The organism is Marinobacter sp. 1_MG-2023, assembly GCF_030549045.1.
Taxonomy (GTDB): Bacteria; Pseudomonadota; Gammaproteobacteria; order Pseudomonadales; family Oleiphilaceae; genus Marinobacter.
Window position 1 is genome coordinate 193,575 of sequence record NZ_JAUOST010000005.1, and the last position, 20,566, is coordinate 214,140.

Sequence of the window (20,566 nt, forward strand, 5' to 3'; positions counted from 1 at the left end):
GGGGATTACAGCAGTGCCTGGAACTTTTTATCGCCCTAGCCAAGGCGTCTGGCGTTGTACTTTTCATAGCTATACCTTTTAGCAGATCGGCCGAAGAAACTTAGCTTTAATTGAATTTCATATGCCCAGTACGATTTGTGCTGTCCGCTTCTTCAATCACATGCGGTAACCTGTAGCATTAGAGTCACGGCGGACACCAATCAGGAAACCCATGCCCGAACACGCAACCATCACCCCCGGCTTTCACGCCGTTCACGCCAACCATCTGGAAGACCTGCGCCGGGCCGTGGTGTTTATCTGCCAGCAGAGCCCGCTGCCGCCGCTGCAGAGCGAGACCTTTCTGGTGCAGAGCAACGGTATAGCCCAGTGGCTGAAGCTGGCGTTGGCGGAAAAGCCTTCAGACGATGGCAGTGAAGGCGGGCTGGGTATTGCCGCAAGTATGGATTTTCTGTTCCCGGCAAGGTTTATCTGGCAGGCCTACCGGGCCGTGTTACCGGATGGCGAGGTGCCGGAACAGTCTCCTTTCGATAAGCGCCGGCTGGTGTGGCGGCTTTACCGGCTGCTGCCGGAGCTGGTTCATACCGGTGAAGTGTTCAACCCGCTGGCGCGTTTTCTGGAAGGCAGCGATACGGATCTGCGGGCGTTCCAGTTGGCTGAGAAAGTAGCGGATCTGTTCGACCAGTATCAGGTGTTCCGCGCCGACTGGCTGGCAGCCTGGGAGCAGGGCCGGGATGTGGTAATCACTGCCCGTGGTGAAGAAAAACCCATTGAGGAAGACACCCGCTGGCAGCCAACGCTGTGGCGCGAACTGGTAGAAGACACAGGCGCGGAATCCCACACCAGCCGGTCGCAGATTCATACCCGGTTTATGGCCGAAGGCCAGCGCATCTCGGCACCCGCGCACCCCGGCCGCCTGCCCAGGCGCATAGTGGTCTTCGGCGTATCCTCGCTGCCAAAGCAGGCGCTGGAAGCACTATACGTGCTCAGCCGCTTCAGCCAGGTGGTGCTCTGCGTTCACAACCCGTCGCAGTTTTACTGGGCGGACATTGTCAGTGACCGCGAGCTGTTGAAAGCCGAGCGCAAGCGCGGGGCCAGTCATCCAACCCTGTCAAAGATCGAGGATGCCGATCAGTTGCACCAGCATGCGAATCCACTGCTGGCAGCCTGGGGCAAACAGGGCCGGGACTACATTCGCCTGCTGGACGAATTCGACAATCCGGATGAATACCGCAGCAGTTTCCAGACGCCGGATCAGAAAATCGATATTTTTTCGGAGCATGGCACAGGGCAGGCCAGGTGTTTGCTGCACCAGCTGCAGAACGACATTTACAACCTGACCCCATTGCAGGAAATCCGCGATGAACAGCGAGAGCTGGATCTTCACGGGGATCATTCCGTCGTCTTTCACGATGCCCACAGCCCCCAGCGGGAGGTGGAGATTCTGCACGATCAGCTGCTGGCAGCGTTTAACGCAGATGCCTCTCTGAGGCCCAGGGATGTGATGGTAATGGTGCCGGATATCAACGTTTACGCACCCCATATCCAGGCTGTGTTCGGGCGCTACCCTGCAGGGCAGAAACGCCATATTCCCTTTACCATTTCCGACCAGGGTCAGCGCAATCACGAGCCAGTGCTGATTGCGCTGGAAACACTCATGTCGTTACCCCGCAGCCGCTTCGGGGTGAGTGAAATCATCAGTCTGCTGGAAGTGCCCGGCATTCGTGACCGGTTCGAAATTACCGAGGAAGAAATCCCTCTGGCCCGGCGCTGGGTTGAAGGCGCCAACATACGCTGGGGGCTGCACGGTGCCCACCGGGAAAGCCTGGAGTTGCCGGCTCATCTGGAGCGAAATACCTGGCAATCGGGCCTGCGTTCCATGCTGCTCGGGTACGGCATGGGCGACGACGAGCCCTGGGCAGGTGTTCAGCCCTACGGTGAAATCGGGGGGCTGCAAGCCAGCCTGGCAGGGCGGCTTGGTGAGTTTGTGTTTCGCCTGGAAACCCTGTGGCAAGAGCTACAGGCGAGCCGACCACCTCAGCAATGGGAAGCATTGTTCTCTGCCATGCTGGAGCGGTTTTTCCACAAGGTAGAGGGCCACGATCTGTTGCTGCTGAACCGCTTCCGCAGGCAGCTGGAACAGTGGCTCGATGACACCCTTGCCGCAGGGCTGGATCAGCAACCCCTGCCTTTGAACATTGTGAAAGACGTATTGTTAGAGGGCCTCGATGAAGGCGGCCTTAACCAGCGTTTCCTTGCGGGCAAGGTCAACTTCGCCACCCTGATGCCCATGCGTGCGATTCCTTTCCGCAAGGTGTGCCTGTTGGGCATGAACGACGGCGACTACCCGCGCTCACGACCACCGGTTGATTTCGACCTGATGGCTCAGGATTACCGCCCGGGCGACCGCTCCCGCAGAGAAGACGACCGTTACCTGTATCTGGAGGCCATGCTCTCCGCCCGCGAACAGTTTTACATCAGCTGGGTAGGGCGCAGCATCCGCGATGATTCGCCACGACCACCCTCCGTTCTGGTGGGCCAGTTGCAGGATCATCTGGATAGCCTCTGGCACCTGGAAGCACAGCCAGGCGCTGCTGTAACTGCAGCCCTCACCACCTGCCATCCGCTGCAACCGTTCAGCCGTGACTATTTCCCCCAGGTTCAGCAGGCTCGCAGCCTGTTCACCTACGAACATGAATGGCGCAGCGCTCACAGAGACGAGAGTGCGGAGCAGGAAGGGCAGCAAGGAAATCAACAAACAGCCCTGCCATACCAGCAGCCCGAAGAGCCCATCACCCTAAACGACCTGGCCAGCTTCCTGAAAAAGCCGGTGGATACCTTCTACCAGCGCCGCCTGCAAGTGCGCTTCGATGATGTAGAAGACGAGGATACAGATAACGAAAACTTTGATCTGAATGGTCTTGATCGCTGGCGCCTGGATACCGAACTGATTGAACAGGGCCTGCTGAAAGCCGGTGATGAAGAAGACCTGCACGAGCGTCTGCAAACTACGCTGGATCGTATGGCTCGGCGCGGCGACCTGGGTATGGGCGTGACAGAACACAGGCTGCGCAACGAGCTGTCCGGCCGTCTGCCGGATCTGTTTGGGCGTTATCAGAGCGCGCTAGCCGAATGGCCTGAAGCGATCAGTGAACCCCTGCCGTTTGAATACCGTTTCGCTGACACAACCGGCTCCGTGGAAGTGCTGGATCTGATTGGTGACCTGCGCCGCAACCACGAAGGCAAAACCTGCCGGCTGGTGATCGCAGGTTCCAGCCTGCTCAGTGGCAGCGGCAACAGCAAAAAGCTGCGCTACGCCAACCTGATGCGGGACTGGGTGATTCATCTGGCCGGACAACTGACGGAGCAGCCGTTTGAAACCCTGATTCTGGGCAAGGAAGAAGGCCGTAAGGTACGCTTTTCGCCTCTGCCAAAGGAAACGGCAACCCGGCATCTGGACGCCATACTGGCCCACTGGATAGAAGCCAGCACCCGGGCCCTGCCGCTGCATGTGGAGGCGGGTTTTGCCTGGATTTACAGCTTCTACCAAAGCAAGAAATTTCTCGGCGACCACGAGCGCGCCATCAGTGACGCTCAGCAGGCATACGCCACTGCGTTGGAACGGGATACCGGCTACCTGCGCGGCGCCTTCGACAGTGCTGAAGCCCTGATGCAAAGCGGTGAGTTCGAGGCACTGCTGCACACACTTTACGTGCCTTTATGGGAGGCCGAACAGGACAAGTCAGCCGCCGGCCAGATCGAGGGCAAGCTATGACAACTGTGAAAAATCTGAACCCTAATCTTGATCCGCTGGCACTGCCCCTGAACGGCAGTAGCCTGATTGAGGCCAGCGCAGGTACAGGTAAAACCTTTACCATTGCGATTCTGTATGTGCGTTTGGTGCTCGGCCACGGCCAACCGGAAGGCAGTGCTCTGGCTGCCGGCATGCTGCCGCCAAACCTGCTGGTGGTCACCTTTACCGACGCCGCTACCAAAGAACTTCGGGATCGCATCCGCACCCGGCTGACCCAGGCTGCCGAGGTATTTTCCAGTAACGCGGAAAGCCTTCAGCCCACGCCGGAAACAGCGCTGATTCACCAGCTCAGAGACCAAAGCTACCCGGACCCGGCTACCTGGCCGGACTGCCGCAAAAAACTGCTTCTGGCTGCCGAGTGGATGGACGAAGCCGCGGTATCCACCATCCATGCCTGGTGTAACCGCATGCTCACCGAGCATGCTTTCGACAGTGGCAGCCTGTTCCGGCTGACACTGGAAACCGACCAGAGCGATCTGCTGGATGAAGTGGCTCGGGATTACTGGCGCACGTTTATCTATCCGCTGTCGCCGGTACTGATGGATGAAGTACTTGGCCACTGGAAAACGCCGGATAACCTTCGGGCCTCCGTACACAACCTGCTTGGCGATGCCGATTCTCTGGAGCTTGCCACCGATGATGTAAAAGGGGCCATCGAAGCCACTGTGCAGAGGCGCATAGAGCAGGCACAAGTACTGAAAGCCCACCCCTGGGCGGACTGGAAACCCGAAGTAACCGACATGCTGATGGCGCTCAACAAGAGCAAGCGCCTGCACGGCGGCAGCATGAAGCCGATGATTGCCGCCTGGGACACATTGCAGGACTGGGCCGCATCCGATGCGCTCTACCCGGAAGGGCTTGAGAAAGCGGGTTTCCAGAACCAGACACCGGACATACTGGCCAGCAAACTGAAAGGCGAGGGCGATGTGCCCCACCATCCCGCCTTTGATGCTATCGAAGAGCTGATCGCCTTCGCAGAAAACCTGCCCAGCGCTGAGGCCGACATTCTCCGGCACGCCACCCGCTGGATTGCAGAACGGCTGGAATCGGAAAAACAGAAACGCTCGGAAATGGGTTTTGACGATCTGCTCACCCGGCTGGACGATGCTCTTCATGGCCCCCGGGGCGATCAGCTGGCCGCGACCATTCGCCGGCAATTCCCGGTAGCCTTGATTGACGAATTTCAGGATACGGATCCGGTTCAGTACCGCATCTTCAACCGCATTTACCGGGTCGCGGAGAATCACCCGGATACCTGCCTGCTTATGATAGGCGATCCCAAACAGGCCATTTACGGCTTTCGTGGCGCCGACATTTACACCTACCTGGACGCCCGCACAGGCGCCCGCGATCGTACCTGGACCCTGGGCCGCAACTTCCGTTCGTCCAGACCCATGGTGGCCGCGGTCAACCGGGTATTTGAGCATGGTGACCTGAACAGCCCGGAAGGCGCCTTTCTGTTCGGCAAGGGCGAAGCCTCTCCGTTGCCATTTCAGGGGGTAGAAGCCAATGGCACCAAACGCCTGTGGACAGTGAACGGCGAGATACAGCCCAGCCTCACCCTGTGGTCGCTGGAAGGTGATCAGGAAGACAGAAACGGCAACCGTAAAAGCCTGGCAAAAGGCACAGCGACCACGGAAGTGGCTGAAACCTGCGCCAGCGAAATCGCGCGCCTGCTGACGCTTGGCCAGCAAGGGAAGGCAGGATTTGCTCTGGAAGACGCTGCAGATGATCTGGAGCCGATTGAGCCCAAAGATATTGCCATTCTGGTGAACAACCGCAACGAAGCTGCTGCGGTGCGGGACGCTCTGAGCCAGAGGCGCATAAAAAGTGTATACCTGTCTGACCGGGATTCCGTACTTACCTCCCAGGAGGCAAAGGAAGTACTGTGCTGGCTCAAGGCCTTTGCCGAACCCCGGCAGCTGGCCTATGCCCGTGCTGCTCTGGCCACACCTACACTGGGCCTGCCCTGGCGCTATCTGGATCAGCTACTGACCGATGAAATAGCGCTGGAGCGTGAAATTGAACGCTTTATGGGCTATCAGAAACAGTGGCAGACCCGGGGCGTTCTGCCCATGCTGCGCAGCTTTCTGATGGACTTTGAAGTGCCCGGACAGCTACTGCAGCGCCCGGATGGTGAGCGCCGGCTCACCGACATTCTTCACATTGCGGAATTGCTGCAGCAGGACAGCCTGCAACTGGATGGTGAACACGCGCTGGTGCACCACTACACCCAGATACTGCGGGCAGCGGACGAAGAGGACGAGCACCGCACCCTGCGTCTGGAAAGCGATGCTGGTCTGGTAAAAGTCATCACCGTGCACAAGTCCAAAGGCCTGGAATATCCTCTGGTGTTTTTGCCTTTTGGTACCGCCTTCCGCGCCCAGAGTGAAAAGCAGTCGTTTGTGCGTTATCACGACGACAACTCACAATTGATCACTGTGTTCGACCCCACGCCAGAAGATGTTGCCCGGGCCGACCGGGAACGCCTCGGCGAAGATATCCGTAAACTCTACGTGGCCCTGACCCGCGCCCGCTTTGCTACCTGGGTAGGCGTGGCCGATATTGAAAACTGGCACCTGAGCGGCCTGGGGTATCTGCTGGGGGGTGAACCTGCAGCGCAGCACCCCTTGAGTGATGTGCTGAATCATCTGGTGAACGGCTATCCGGAGCTTTATACCGAGCCGCTGCCGGGCGCCAGCGGCCTGGGTTACACAGAAGAAACACCGGCCGCCCTGGGGCCAGCGCGGGTATCGACCCGAGAAGCCAGGGAAGACTGGTGGATTGCCAGCTACTCGTCGCTGGAATACATCGGTCTATCCGGTACCGGCATCGTCTTCGTCGGCGAAGTGGAAGACGCAGAAGCCCAGAACCTGCTGGAAGAGGGCACCCATAATCCAGAGGACGAAGACGCAACCAGTCCGCTCAGCCACAGCCTGCATCATTTCCCAAAAGGCGCCGGGCCGGGTACCTTCCTGCACGATTTACTGGAGTGGTGCGTACAACAGGGCCTGCAACACATTGTCGATAACCCGCTGGAACTGCGCGAACAGCTAACCCGCCGCTGCAGTACCCGAGGCTGGAGCGACTGGGTGGATACTCTGGAACAGTGGATACTTGCGCTCATCCGCCAGCCGCTACCGTTAAGTCGCAACGGCAGTGAAAGCGCCAGTCTGGCCAGCCTTGGCACTCTGCGCCCCGAGCTGGAGTTCTGGTTTGAAAGCCGCAACGTCAGTACCCGCGCCTTGGACAGCTTGGTTACTCAGCACACCCTCAACGCCGCGGACCGCCCGCGGGTGGATGACGGGCGCTTCAACGGCATGCTGAAAGGTTTCATAGACCTTGTATTTGAACACAAGGGCCAGTATTACGTACTGGACTATAAATCCAATTATCTCGGTGACAATGACAGCGCCTACACAGATCAGGCCATGGGTGAAGCCATACTGGAGAAACGCTATGACCTGCAATACGTTCTCTATCTCCTCGCTCTGCACCGACTGCTGAAAGCACGACTGCCGGATTATGACTATGACCAGCACCTGGGTGGCGCCGTCTATCTGTTTTTAAGAGGCATTAACGCACCGGGCGCCGGGGCGTTTACCGACAAGCCGCCCAGAGTATTGATTGAACAGCTGGATGCGATGTTTGACGGCAAGGCAGCCTCCGGGGAGGTAGCAGCATGAGCAAAACCCGGAATACCGACAACCAGTTTGCCTTTGATCTGGAGCCACCAGGAGATGTGGACACGGCGCCCCCTGTTTCCGTCGCCCAGGATAGCGGCACCGGAATTAATCGAGTGAACACCAGACTGGCACTGAGCCAGACAGACACCTTACTGGAGCTATTGGGTAAGTGGCAGCAGGCCGGCTGGATCCGGCCGCTGGATGTGCGTTTTGCACGGCTGATACAAGACCTGTCAGAAGAGCAGGGTGAGGCGCCACAACCGCTGGTTCTGCTCCTCGCCGCAATGACGTCCCATCAGGTGGGTCGGGGCCATGTGTGTGTGGATCTGGCAACCCTGCTGGCCGATGCAGACAGCACGCTTGCACTGCCTCCTGAGGACCCGAAAGGAGCCTCTGTTTTCAACGATCCGGAAAGCACTGAGATGAACCGGACCAGACCGGGCGAGCTTCTTGCCGAAACATCCACACAAGAGTGCCTATCCGCTCTTGGCAATGCTTTTGCAGTAAGTGATGGCTCACATACAACGCCATTTGTGTTGAACGGCACCCGCCTTTATCTGCGCCGCTTCTGGCGTTATGAACAGCAGATTGCTGCTGGTATTCTTCAGCGCCTTGCCCAGCCATCCGCCGTCGCCGACCCGGCTGTCCCAGCCGCCATCACCCTGAGCCAGGCACTGGATACACTCTTTAAACCACAGGGTTCTGCCGGTTCACCTGTGGACTACCAAAAGCTTGCCTGCGCCCTCGCAGCCCGCAACCGTTTTGCCGTCATTACCGGTGGTCCGGGCACAGGCAAAACCACCACCGTGGTGAATTTGCTGGCAGCCCTGCAGTCCGTCGCCGGTGAATCCACAGAACGAAACGGCCGCAAATACCGTATCCGCCTTGCTGCACCCACCGGCAAAGCGGCAGCGCGACTGAACGAATCCATCGGCGGCGCCGTCAGCCGTTTACCTCTGGACAAGCTGCCAGGGAAGGTGTCGCAGGCGGACATTCCCACCCGGGTAACCACGCTGCACCGTCTGCTGGGCAGCCGCCCGGATACCCGCAAATTCCGCCACAACCGCGACAACCCTCTGCTGGTGGACATACTGGTGATTGATGAAGCGTCCATGGTGGACCTGGACCTTATGGCGTCGGTATTTGATGCCCTGCCCGCCAACGCCCAGTTAATTTTGTTGGGTGACAAAGATCAGCTGGCCTCGGTAGACGCCGGCGCGGTGCTGGGCGAACTTTGCCAGCGCGCAGCAGACGGACATTATCAGCCAGCAACGGTACAATGGTTGCAGGCCATCACCGGCACCGACATACCGCCAGATTTACAGGACAACGAAGGCCAGCCACTGGATCAGGCTGTCGCCATGCTCCGCAAGAGCTACCGCTTTGCAGAAGGCAGCGGTATCCGCCAGCTTGCCGAGGTGGTCAACACCAACACCTTGAGCGCCAGCACCCTTGAACAGGCCCGCAACGCAGCGTTCGAAGATGTGGTGTGGCTCAATGGCCACACCGGAAAGCCCTCACTGGAAACTACTCAGGCGCTGATATGCGGCCATGCGGTTACTGGCAGCCCTCAGGCCTTCCGTAATCAGGGAGAAGGGCGCATTGAAGGTAATGGTCAGCCACTACCTCCACCAGTGGGTTACCGACATTATTTAACGCTGATGCAGAATCACAACCTGAACAGCAACAGCTCCAGGGAACAATGGGACCAGTTGGCGAAGACGGTATTGCTGGCCTTCAGCGACTTCCAGATACTCTGCGCCCTGCGCCGGGGCCCCTGGGGTGTGGAAGGGCTGAATGAGCTGATTGCCCATCACTTGCTGGCGCAACGGCTGATTCCACGCGCTGAAGGCTGGTATGCCGGGCGCCCGGTGCTGATTACCGGCAACGATTACAACCTGGGGCTGATGAATGGCGACGTAGGCATTACCTTCAGCCTGCCAGTCCATGGGGACCCACGGAGCACCGACAACAAGCAGACAGCGTTGCGTGTAGCCTTTCCTGCCAGCGATGGCAGCGGAACCATCCGCTGGATATCACCCAGCCGGCTGCAGCAACTGGAAACTGTGTACGCCATGACTGTGCATAAGTCCCAGGGCTCTGAATTCAATCACACCTGTCTGGTACTGCCTGACCGCCTGAGCCCCGTACTCACACGGGAACTGGTCTATACCGGCATCACCCGCGCCAGGAACTGGTTCAGCATGATAACCGGCGATGCCAGCGTGTTCAGCGACAGCGTTGGTCAGAGGGTGGTCCGCGCCTCCGGGTTGGCGTCGGTGCTGATTAATGGCCTGGCTGAGAGCCCAGGCTCTGCTGAACCCTCAGAATGACGAATTCCGCCGGACGCATCGGAGCGAAACCTACCATCAGGTTAACTCGGCCCAGGTCAATATCGCTCTGCGTCGTGGTGCTGGAATCGCAGCGCACAAACCAGGCATCGGACGCCTTGGCCCCCTGGAATGCGCCCTGTTGAAACAGGTTCTGCATGAAAGCGCCGGCGACTGACCGTATCTGCGCCCACAAATGCTCGCCATTAGACTCGAACCGGGCAAACTCCAACCCTCGGGTCAGGCTTTCTTCGATAGCCAGCGCGGCACGGCGGACGGGGATATATTTATATTCGTTCTCGCCCGAGTTCTCAAAACCGGCCATGGTACGAGCCCCCCAGATCATCACACCGCCCGGGAGTTGCCGCAGCGTGTTGACCCCCTGAGGATTCGTTATGCTGATATCGGAGTTCGAAATGAAATACTCTAACCCTGTCACACCCAGAACAGATGCGCTCTTACCCGCCGGCGCCTTCCAGACGCCGCGCTGCGCATCGATCCGCGACATAATGCCCGCGACAGTTCCAGCCGGATCAATAGGTAACGCCGAATAGGCCGACAGAATTCGAGGCCAGTAGATGCCTGCATGGTCGGTAACAGCCCCCGTTCGCAGTGCAGCTACTCCAGCAGCGGCATCAGCGGCTGTTTGCCAATCACTCCGGGGATCAACTATCAAGAAGGCCCGCTGGCGCTGACAAAATACGCTGGCGCTTGCCCATAATGGCTGCCGCTGGTCATCTGTCTGCCCAAATCCACGAGGCAGTACCAGCAAGTTGAAGAGTTCGACTTCCGATGCGACCACACGGAATGCAGTTTCGTAGTCTGCCAGTTCAGGAATGCCGCCGGCCTCACTCCCAACACGCACGATGATCGCCTCATCCCCCCCATTGAGAAAAAACTGTTTTACCTGCAGCGCCATCTCGCCATAGGAAAGATCACCACCGAAGATCCGTTCAAATTGGTCAAGCCTGTGGATAGTGGTCGGGTGGTTCAGATTCCCTTCAAGGGCCATACCGATAAAGAGCGTGATCGAAGTCGGCACACCTGCTATGGCTCTCAATCCTGAGGATGTTTCCTGGACATAAACACCCGGGTATCTTGGGCGTGGTGGCATAATCTCGCTCCCTGCAATCAATCCATCGAACAGCTTGAATACACCATAGACCAGAATTCTGCACCAGACATACCACTAAACGCTCTCCTCGCCATCGCTATACTGCTGCTGCAGCCACAATCTGGCGTAATAGCCATTTTGCGCCAGTAACTCGCTATGGCCGCCGCTTTCCACGATCCGGCCGTGATCCATGACAAGAATCGTATCGGCGTCGCGCACGGTGGACAGGCGATGGGCGATAACCAGGGTAGTGCGCTGCCGGCTAACTTCGTTGAGCGCCTCCAGAATCGCCTGTTCAGAAATGGAGTCGAGTGATGAGGTGGCCTCATCCAGAATCAGCAACGGCGGGTTTTTCAACAGTACTCGGGCAATGGCTACCCGTTGTTTTTCCCCGCCGGAGAGTTTCAAACCACGCTCGCCTACTTTGGTGTCGTAACCTTCTGGCAAGCTACGGATGAACTCGTCCAGGCGTGCTTGTTTAGCGGCGAAGTGTACTTCTGCCTCGGTGGCATCTGGCCGACCATAAGCCAGATTTCGATACAGGGTGTCGTTAAACAGCACCGTGTCTTGGGGCACCACGCCAATAGCCGAGCGCAGGCTGTCCTGGCTCACCCCACGAATATCCTGGCCATCAATGGTAATGCTGCCCTTATCCACATCGAAGAAACGGAACAGCAAACGCGCCAAAGTGGATTTACCAGCACCGCTGGCCCCCACAACCGCCAGTGTGTGTCCTGCCGGTATCGAAAAGTCCACATCCTGCAGAATCGGTCGATCTGAACGATAAGCAAAATGCACGAGATGAAAGCCAACCTCTCCTTTTTCCACAATCAGTGCCGGCGCCCCGGGGGCGTCTTCAATTGCCGGTGCTTCTCCAAGCAAACCGAACAAACGCTCCACGTTCACCAACGCCTGGCGGATCTCGCGGTACACAAAGCCCAGGGCATTCAGGGGAATAAACAACTGCAGCAGGTAAGCGTTGATCATGGTGAAGTCGCCCAAGGTAATAGCGCCACTGGCGACTTCCCTTACGGCCATTACCATCATGGTTATCATGGCCAAACCTATGATGAGAGCCTGACCGGAATTAAGTGCTGCCAGGGACAGGCGGTTTTTCAGACGGGCTTGCTCCCAGCCTTCCAGGTTCTCATCGTAAAGATCGGCTTCAAATTTTTCGTTATTGAAGTACTTCACGGTTTCGTAGTTCAGCAGGCTATCGATGGCGCGGGAGTTGGATTGGTTGTCGCGGGCATTGGCCTCGCGCACAAACTTGGTTCGCCATTCCGTAACCTTGATGGAAAATACGATATACACCACCACAGCAATGAGAATGGCCAACACATAGCTGGCGTTAAACGCCACCAGTAAAATGCCCGCCACCATCAGTATTTCCAGCAGGGTGGGGACAATATTGAACAGGGTAAAGCGCAGCAGAAAGCTGATACCTGTGGTTCCCCGCTCGATATCCCGGGCTAGGCCTCCGGTTTTGCGATCCAGATGGAAGGCCAGTTCGCGGTCATGGAGATGGCGGAACACCCGCAGTGATACCCGCCGCATGGCGCGCTCGGCAACCCTTGCAAATACGGCGTCCCGAAGCTCACTGAACAGGGTGCTGCCAAACCTCAGGGTGCCATAGGCAACCACCAGCACAATGGGAATCCACAACAACAGCTCGCCTTCACGGCCCTGGTCGAGATAGTCGACAATGTATTTCAGAGCCACAGGCGTTGCGACGGTGGCCAGCTTTGCCAGTATCAGGAAGGCAACAGACAGAGCAACCCGACCACGGAACTCGGCGAGATAGGGCCAGAGGCCGGCGATCACCTTCCAATCGGGTTTATGGTGTTGCGGGTAATCACTGTCGGCATAAGCTCGCACAGGGGAATCCTTTTGCATGACGAAGTTATTGGATACGCGGGGGCAGGCTTTTTAGTCTGGCTGTATGATTAGTCCTTACTTCAAGCGTGACCGTATAGCAGACCAAGTCTACAGCAGCTGATCCCCAGGAGGCACACCATCAACACTCGTCACCGGCAAGCCCTGAAACTCGTTATAGGGTTTATACGCCCCTATCGCAAAGCCGTTGCCGGTGCACTTGTCGCCCTGGTTATCACGGCAGGTATTACTCTTGGGCTGGGTCAGGGCCTTCGAATTCTGGTCGATCAGGGTCTGGCAACAGAATCTGCCGGCAATCTGGCCCGCGCCATGGGGTTGTTTTTTATTCTGGTACTGGGGCTGGCGTTCGGCTCCTTTGCACGCTTTTATCTGGTGTCCTGGATTGGCGAAAGGGTGGTAGCGGACATCCGCAAACAGGTCTTCAATCATCTGATTGACCTGCACCCGGGGTTCTTCGAGCAGAATAGGGCACTGGAAATACAGTCGCGCTTCACCGCCGATACCACGGTGCTGCAGTCTGTGATCGGTTCAACGGTTTCCATCGCCTTGCGAAATGCACTGATGCTGGTGGGTGGGCTGCTATTGCTGTTCATTACCAACGCCAAGTTGGCCGGAATTATTCTGCTCGGCTTCCCCTTGGTGATTGTGCCCATTCTGTTTTTCGGTCGGCGAGTACGGCAGCTTTCAAGGCTGAGCCAGGACAGGGTGGCCGATGTAGGCAGCTACGTGGGGGAAAATCTCACCCAGATTAAAACTGTGCAGGCTTTTAACCATCAGCCTCACGACCGGCGCTTCTTTGCGGAGGTGTCCGAGCGGGCCTTCGACATCGCCCGTGCCCGCATAAAACAACGTGCCTGGCTGACGACTCTGGCTATTTCCCTGGTGATGGGGGCAGTCGGTGTTGTGATCTGGATTGGTGGCCTGGACGTTATCCAGGGCCGCATTAGCCCGGGAGAGCTGGCAGCCTTTGTTTTTTACAGCCTGCTGGTAGGTGTAGCCGCGGGCGCCATCAGTGAGGTGATAGGGGAACTGCAAAGAGCAGCCGGCTCCGCCGCTCGGCTTTTTGAACTACTACAGACGGAACCTGCATTTAATCGACCCGCAGGAGTGGCAAACGGATTTCCAAAGCCCATTACCGGGGATATTGCCATCAAAGGCCTGAATTTCAGCTACGCCGGTCGCAGCGAACACCCGGCACTGGCCGATCTCTGCTTACATGTCCGTGCCGGGGAAACCCTGGCGTTGGTCGGTCCATCCGGGGCAGGAAAATCCACGCTGTTTGATTTGCTGCTGCATTTCTATCAGCCCGACAGCGGCACGATTTATATTGACGGTACAGATACCGCCACGGTTTCGCTGGAAGCTCTACGCAGCTGCTTCTCACTGGTGCCCCAGAACCCGACGCTGTTCCATGGCACTGTGGCAGACAACATCCGCTACGCCCGCCCGGATGCCAGCCAGGCCGATGTTGAAAATGCGGCCCGAATCGCTCACGCGCACGAATTTATCAAGAAACTGCCTGAGGGCTATCTGACCCGGCTGGGCGATGCCGGGCTAGGTCTCTCCGGCGGTCAGAAACAACGTCTGGCCATTGCCCGCGCCCTGCTCGCCGACGCGCCCATATTGCTTCTCGACGAAGCCACCAGCGCCCTGGATGCGGAAAGCGAAAGCTTGATTCAGCAAGCCATGCCAGCGCTTACCACGGGCAGAACCACCCTGGTGATTGCTCACAGGCTTGCCACCGTGCGAGATGCCGACCGCATCGCCGTTCTGGATCAAGGCTGCTTGCTAGCGGTTGGCACGCATGAACAACTAATGCAGGAAAATCAATTGTATCGGCGCTTGGCGCAGCTACAGTTCCGCAGCGAAACGGGTGAATAGTCTGTTTCAGTGCTGGTGCCCGGCACTGGAGCCCGAGGTTGCAGGCCAAAGCCGGCCGCTCCAAACCACGCCCACCGACCAGCGCAGATCGCTTTCTGGCAAGGTCCGATCCTCGGTTACCTCGGTTCGTAGCGCCAGATCGTCTCGCCACTGCCAGTGCCAAAATGCGGTGTAACGCTCTGGATCGTGATCCTCGGGATTCGCAAGACCGGAATCAGTGGCCAGAACCGGCGCAGCAGCGCCCACCAGATGATTGTCGGTTGTAAGCCATTCTCCTCTCAGACCCACAATATGACGGCGCCACTGCACATATGGCTGCACCCAGCCACCGAACTGATCACTATCCACACTGGCCTCGCGTCCAGTAGAGTCATGCAGAATTCCGTCCATATTCATTTGCATCAGCTCTGCTTCTACGCCCCATTGCCAATGCGGTTGGGGGTTGTAACGAAGGGCTCCGTGGAGGCCGGCGATGTCTGTATCTCCGGTAAAGCGGGTATCAGGGAACGGAGTCGCTGTTACGCCAGGCGGAGCCACCGGGGTATGCGTATGAGTGCCACCGTAGCGGTGGTCCGCCCTCGAACTGGCAGACGCCCGGTAAAACCAGCCACCCCCGGAAAGGCTAAGTCGCTCTCCCTGCCACCGATAACTGGCAAATATGTCCCAGTTGGTGTCTCCGGTATCGGTGGCTGGAAAGGCCTTACCGCGCCAGAGCTCGACACCCGCCGACAGGCCTGCCGTTTCATGCCACCAGAAACGCACACCTTCATCATGGAAGTCGCGGCCAAAAAACACGTCATTGACCAGGGGCGTATCGCTGATCCAGCGATCAGCTGCGTGGCTGGACAGGCTCGGAGAAAAAACTGCCGACATTTTGCCCGCTTCCAGAACCCAGGGGCCGGTGGCATCGCAACAGACATAGCCCAAGTAGGCGTGTTGCAGTTCCACCTCGTCGCTATGGTCATCTCCACCGCCATGACTGCCGATTTCGATGACCCCGAACACCCGCTCATTGATACGGGAACCCAGCGACACCATCGCTTCATCAACACTGACACCTTTCTCCTGGGGCCAGGCATGTCCACCCATCATGGTTCCGGGGATTTGCCAGAATTCGTATTCATCAACAAGACTGGAAGAGCGCCAGGTTGCCACCACACTGGCGCTCACTTCCAACTGAGCGTCTTCGGGAATGTAGTGCGCGTAGCCCGTAACCGGCAACAGCAGCGCCAGCAAGAGACAGAAACGAATCATGGAATCAGATCCTTATTGGAATTATCGGTCCAGGGGTTTGCAAATCGGGGATTGGTAACAAAGGCTTGGTCCGTCAGGGACTCCAGAAAGGCCACCACATCCTGAATTTCGTCCTCCGTAATCGGAAACGAAGCGATGAAACCGTCTTTTAAGGGATTCATACGACCATCGCCCGCATTGGGCGGGGATACTCTAAGGCGGCCACCGGCGGCGTAGTTACGGATCACATCCTCTAAAGTGTCGACCGAGCCATCGTGGTTGTATGGTGCGGTCAGCGCCACGTTTCTCAGACTGGGAGCACGGAACTGTCCCATATGATCCGCCCTCCCGGTTACCTCATGGCGGCCGGTATTCGGTTCCGGGTAAGCACCAAGACCGTCAATATTGTAGAGCCCGGTATTGTGGAAAAGCAGAGTGTTATAGGTAGTCAGGCGGTCTGTAGTGGCGTCGGTAAAGTTATACCCGGCATGGCAGTGGAAACACTCAAGCCTTTCGCTGTTGAATAACCGTTCCCCTCGCAGCGCCGCAGCAGACATAGCTCCGCGATCGAAATCACTGTCGAAAGAGCTCAATCCACGTACAAAAGAGGCAAGCGCCTTAACCACATTGTCCCAGGCCAGATCATCGAATAAGGGATCAGCCTGATCCGGGAATGCTGCGGCAAACAGACTTGCGTACTCAGGTTCCGCCTGCAAGCTACGGAGCACCTGCTCATGATTGCCCTCGTTCAGCCCGTGCTCGATGGGGTCATCGCCAAACAGAGGGATCATGATCTGTTTTTCAATGGTGCCAAGACTGGGGTTGGCCCAGGTCAGGGTATTGTTCCAGGCAACATTCACCAGAGCCTGACTGTTCCTCGGGTGACGTTCCCCTGTCGCGCCGGAAGCCTGAGCCAGACCATCACTGAACGCCTTGTCCTGATGATGACAGCTGGAACAGCTGATCGTGCCATTGGATGACAAGCGGGTGTCATAGAACAGATGCCGCCCAAGCTGGAATTTTTCTTCCGTCATGGGGTTATCTTCAGGTTCCCGGGGCAGGGGGATGTGCTCGGGAAGCCCCCAATCAAAACTGGAAATCCGGGCACCCTGATCGTCCACCGTGGTTTGGCTCTGTTCCAGGCAGCCACTCAACAGTATCAACAGGACAACACCGAAAGCGGGCCGGCAAAGGCCGGCCCACAGTTGGCATTTTCTCATGGTGCCGAAAGCTCGACTATCTTGAACACCTCAATGTTCGGATTACCATCGGCGTTATCTTCTTCGCCGAATGGCAGAGCGAGGTTTTTGAACACAGCCGGACACTCTGGGTCGCCTGCGAAGGACATACAGCCCGGTGCACCACCCTCATTCTCATTTAAGTTGGAAGCAGATACCAAGGCAGCATAGTCGATTGCGACTGCGTAATCCCCTAACTCGTATCCTCCCAGAGCCAAAGACACGTCTACACGGTTATCAGCTAAACACGGGGTGGGAGCATCACCGTTTTGCAGTTCAGAGGTCCCGACGTCACAACCTGTGCTGCCTAGGTGGAAATTCCAACGGCTTCCACCTTCATAGGTTGGTACTACGTCCGCTCCGATAAATTTGTAACCATTCTGCCAGCTCCAGGCCATACCGGTCGCAAGACCAGGGTTTCTCAACGGTTCTTCTGCGCCGGCTTGATCGACATGATTCAGTTCGAATGGTACACCTATGGTAAATTCGAAGTGGCTGATGGTTTTCGCCGGGTCAATATCGGCTGTACCCACCAGAGAGTCCTTGAAGCCCGGATTTTCATCTGTACCTGAGACGCATACGTCCGTCGCATCTCCGGCGTCGTTTACTGTTGCTGTATCGCGGAAGTCCAGCAATGCCACCTGTGCGTTCTGACCGGGCGCATCTACGTCCAGATTGAATGGAATTTCTTCGCCCTGGTCTGTAACAAGGCGTATATTGCTGATAAACACCCTGAAGTCGACAAACGTAACGTCTGTTGAATTCAAGCCCAGGCCAGTGAAGGTCTGACCGCATGTCATCGGATCAGTGCCCACCAATGCCTTGAAGGGTATTGTCAGTTCGGTTACCCCGGTGACGTCTTCTGTTTCCGTAGAAGACGAAGACGAGCTTCCGCCACAACCACTCAGCAATAAGCCACCGGCGATCAAACAATAGATTCCATATTTTTCCACGTCACACTCCAGTCGTTGTTAATAATTGTTAGCGTTAGTCATCTTATTAAAACTCACTCATTATCTTTGGCTTAAGCACAAATATGGATGTGACATGTTGTCGCGGCAGCCTGGCTTTCACGGGCCCCATCCGGGCACTACTTTCATTCATCGGTTTGTGTCAGGCCCCCGTACTCCCTACACTGTTATTGAACCAGTTAAATCCGATACACAGGGAGAATGGCAAAGTGAGCAATAAAGAATTGCAAGCACTGAAAGAACGCTATGTTGCAGCCGGTGTGGCAAGCCCAAATGAGCAATTTGCCGACCACGCAACCAACGCAGAACTGTGGGACGCAGACGGCAAGCGCATGATCGACTTCGCTGGCGGTATCGGTGTGCTCAACATCGGCCACAGGCATCCGAAAGTCGTTGAGGCGGTAAAAGCCCAGCTGGATAAGTTGATGCATACCTGTCAGACGGTTATGCCCTATGAGGGCTATGTGCGGCTGGCTCAAAAATTGAGTGAGGTTGCCCCGGTAAAAGGCCATGCCAAGGTTATGCTGGCTAACTCCGGTGCCGAAGCTCTTGAAAATGCGATCAAAATCGCCCGCGCCGCGACTGGCCGTAACAACATTATCTGCTTCGACGGTGGGTATCATGGTCGTACGTTTATGACCATGGCGATGAATGGTAAGGCGGCACCCTATCAGACAGATTTTGGCGTAATGCCGGGCACTGTTTACCGCGCACCCTATCCTGTGCCTTATCACGGCGTCAGCGAGGAAGAGGCCCTGCGTGGTCTGCGCATGACCATGAAAGCCGATTCTCCGGCTAACCAGACGGCTGCTATTGTGCTGGAGCCGGTACTGGGTGAGGGCGGCTTCTATGCGGCGCCGACCAGCTTCCTGGAGGAGATCCGCAAGATCTGTGACGAAAACGGCATCATGATGATTGTCGACGAAGTCCAGAGTGGTTTTGGTCGTACCGGCAAAATGTTCGCCATTGAACACAGCGGTGTTAAGCCGGACATTATGACCATGGCCAAGAGTATGGCGGACGGCATGCCGATTTCAGCTATTGTTGGTACAGATAAGTACATGGACTCGTCAGGCCCCAACTCTCTGGGCGGCACCTACACCGGTAGCCCGACAGCCTGCGCAGCCGCACTGGCGGTGTTCGATGTATTTGAAGAGGAAGACATTCTGGCCAAAAGCCAGAGCCTGGGTGAGAAGTTGAACAAACGCTTTACCCAGTGGCAGGAACAGTTCACCCATGTGGACAACGTTCGAGGCCTTGGCCCCATGGCCGCGTTTGAACTGGTTGAGAGCGCTGACAACCGCAAGCCCATGCCGGAACTGGCCGCGGCCATTACCCAAAAGGCCAAAGAAAAAGGCCTGATTCTGCTGAGCTGTGGATTGTACGGAAACACGCTTCGTTTCCTGATGCCGGTCACCATCGAGGATAATATCCTTGAGGAAGGCCTGGCAATTGTTGAAGAAAGCCTTAAAGAAGCAGGCGCATGATATAAGTGTTGTCCGTCGAAAATCCGAGCCTCCGGGTTCGGTTTTTTTATAGCGTTCGTCGTATACTGCCCCTAGCCGTTTCACCAACCAGGCAGAACTATGAACTCATCGAATACCCACTCTGCACCTGACCACAAACCCAGACCCTGGGTCGATCTTCTGGTCAGTATCATTATTCCATCCGTTATTCTGATGAAATTCAGCGGCGACGAGTATCTTGGCAGTGTTAACGCCTTGATACTGGGCTTGGCCTTCCCCTTGGGCTGGGGGCTGTTCGAGTTGGTCCGTTACCATAAGAAGAACTTTATCGCGCTACTGGGCCTCATCAGTGTCGGGCTAACGGGCGGTATTGGTTTACTTGAACTGGATGCCGGTTGGCTGGCCGTAAAAGAGGCAGCCATTCCCGCAATTATCGGTCTGGCGGTACTGGTGTCTACCCGCACCAAATACCCTCTGGTCCGTACGCTTCTCTATAACCCGAATGTACTCGATGTGGAAAAAATCCACCGCTCTCTGGAAGAGAAAAACTGTGTCGGGCAGTTTGAAGCACGTTTACTGAAAGCCAGCTACTTTTTTGCCGGTACCTTTCTGTTCTCCTCCATCATGAACTACGTTCTCGCACGTTGGATCGTGGTCAGCCCTTCCGGCACCCAAGCGTTTAATGAAGAACTCGGCAGAATGACGCTCGTGAGTTATCCCATGATTGCGATCCCCTCCATGGTGATGATGATGCTTATCTTCTATTACCTGTGGAGAACCATACGCCGTCTGACGGGGTACACTCTGGAGGAAGTAATGGCACCGCATCTTGCGGAGAAAGAGAAGGCAAGATCTTAAATAACACGCCTTGATTCAAATAACGTACATACAGAAACGCTAACCTACTGATTTTCTGATGCAAAAAAGGCGGCCAAAGTAA

At 56.8% G+C, this 20,566-nt stretch carries 11 protein-coding genes; 6 read left to right on the top strand and 5 right to left on the bottom strand.

What is annotated here, in order from left to right; all coding sequences use genetic code 11:
* Positions 1–211: 211 nt before the first annotated feature.
* The 3 genes from recC to recD are packed head-to-tail and all read left to right on the top strand — an operon-like array spanning position 212 to position 9,830.
* Positions 212–3,772 (top strand): exodeoxyribonuclease V subunit gamma, encoded by a 3,561-nt coding sequence (gene recC / locus Q4606_RS13730; RefSeq protein WP_303607868.1) that lies wholly within the window; start codon positions 212–214, stop codon positions 3,770–3,772.
* Positions 3,769–7,497 (top strand): exodeoxyribonuclease V subunit beta, encoded by a 3,729-nt coding sequence (gene recB / locus Q4606_RS13735; RefSeq protein WP_303607869.1) that lies wholly within the window; start codon positions 3,769–3,771, stop codon positions 7,495–7,497. Before recC ends, recB begins: the two co-directional genes overlap by 4 nt.
* Positions 7,494–9,830 carry an exodeoxyribonuclease V subunit alpha gene (gene recD, locus Q4606_RS13740; protein ID WP_303607870.1) on the top strand — a complete coding sequence of 779 codons (2,337 nt, stop codon included), beginning with the start codon at positions 7,494–7,496 and terminating at the stop codon, positions 9,828–9,830. Before recB ends, recD begins: the two co-directional genes overlap by 4 nt.
* Here recD and Q4606_RS13745 read toward each other — a convergent pair.
* Positions 9,784–10,941, bottom strand: a complete 1,158-nt coding sequence (locus Q4606_RS13745) for a phage tail sheath subtilisin-like domain-containing protein (protein WP_303607871.1) — start codon at positions 10,939–10,941, stop codon at positions 9,784–9,786. The genes recD and Q4606_RS13745 overlap by 47 nt on opposite strands.
* A gap of 75 nt (positions 10,942–11,016) precedes the next feature.
* The gene (locus tag Q4606_RS13750; protein WP_303607872.1) at positions 11,017–12,819 is read right to left on the bottom strand and encodes an ABC transporter ATP-binding protein/permease; all 1,803 of its coding nucleotides are present in this window, start codon (positions 12,817–12,819) and stop codon (positions 11,017–11,019) included.
* Positions 12,820–12,981: 162 nt separating this feature from the next.
* Here Q4606_RS13750 and Q4606_RS13755 point away from each other — a divergent pair, with 162 nt between their 5' ends.
* Complete coding sequence (locus Q4606_RS13755; RefSeq protein WP_303607927.1) at positions 12,982–14,718, top strand: ABC transporter transmembrane domain-containing protein; 1,737 nt, start codon at positions 12,982–12,984, stop codon at positions 14,716–14,718.
* Between the two features lie 6 nt (positions 14,719–14,724).
* Here Q4606_RS13755 and Q4606_RS13760 read toward each other — a convergent pair whose 3' ends face one another.
* The 3 genes from Q4606_RS13760 to Q4606_RS13770 are packed head-to-tail and all read right to left on the bottom strand — an operon-like array spanning position 14,725 to position 18,142.
* A complete protein-coding gene (locus Q4606_RS13760) occupies positions 14,725–15,972 on the bottom strand; it encodes a hypothetical protein (protein ID WP_303607873.1) in 1,248 nt (415 codons plus the stop codon).
* The gene (locus Q4606_RS13765) at positions 15,969–17,114 is read right to left on the bottom strand and encodes a methanobactin export MATE transporter MbnM (RefSeq protein WP_303595190.1); all 1,146 of its coding nucleotides are present in this window, start codon (positions 17,112–17,114) and stop codon (positions 15,969–15,971) included. Before Q4606_RS13765 ends, Q4606_RS13760 begins: the two co-directional genes overlap by 4 nt.
* A 53-nt stretch (positions 17,115–17,167) precedes the next feature.
* Positions 17,168–18,142 carry an MbnP family copper-binding protein gene (locus tag Q4606_RS13770; protein WP_303595189.1) on the bottom strand — a complete coding sequence of 325 codons (975 nt, stop codon included), beginning with the start codon at positions 18,140–18,142 and terminating at the stop codon, positions 17,168–17,170.
* 227 nt (positions 18,143–18,369) lie between these two features.
* On the opposite strand from Q4606_RS13770, the gene gabT reads away from it, so the two are divergent.
* Both gabT and Q4606_RS13780 read left to right on the top strand, forming a co-directional pair.
* Positions 18,370–19,647, top strand: coding sequence for a 4-aminobutyrate--2-oxoglutarate transaminase (gene gabT, locus Q4606_RS13775; protein WP_303607874.1), 1,278 nt, complete (start codon positions 18,370–18,372; stop codon positions 19,645–19,647).
* Between the two features lie 99 nt (positions 19,648–19,746).
* Positions 19,747–20,484: a VC0807 family protein gene (locus Q4606_RS13780; protein WP_303595185.1), complete on the top strand. Its 738-nt coding sequence runs from the start codon at positions 19,747–19,749 to the stop codon at positions 20,482–20,484.
* Positions 20,485–20,566: the final 82 nt, after the last annotated feature.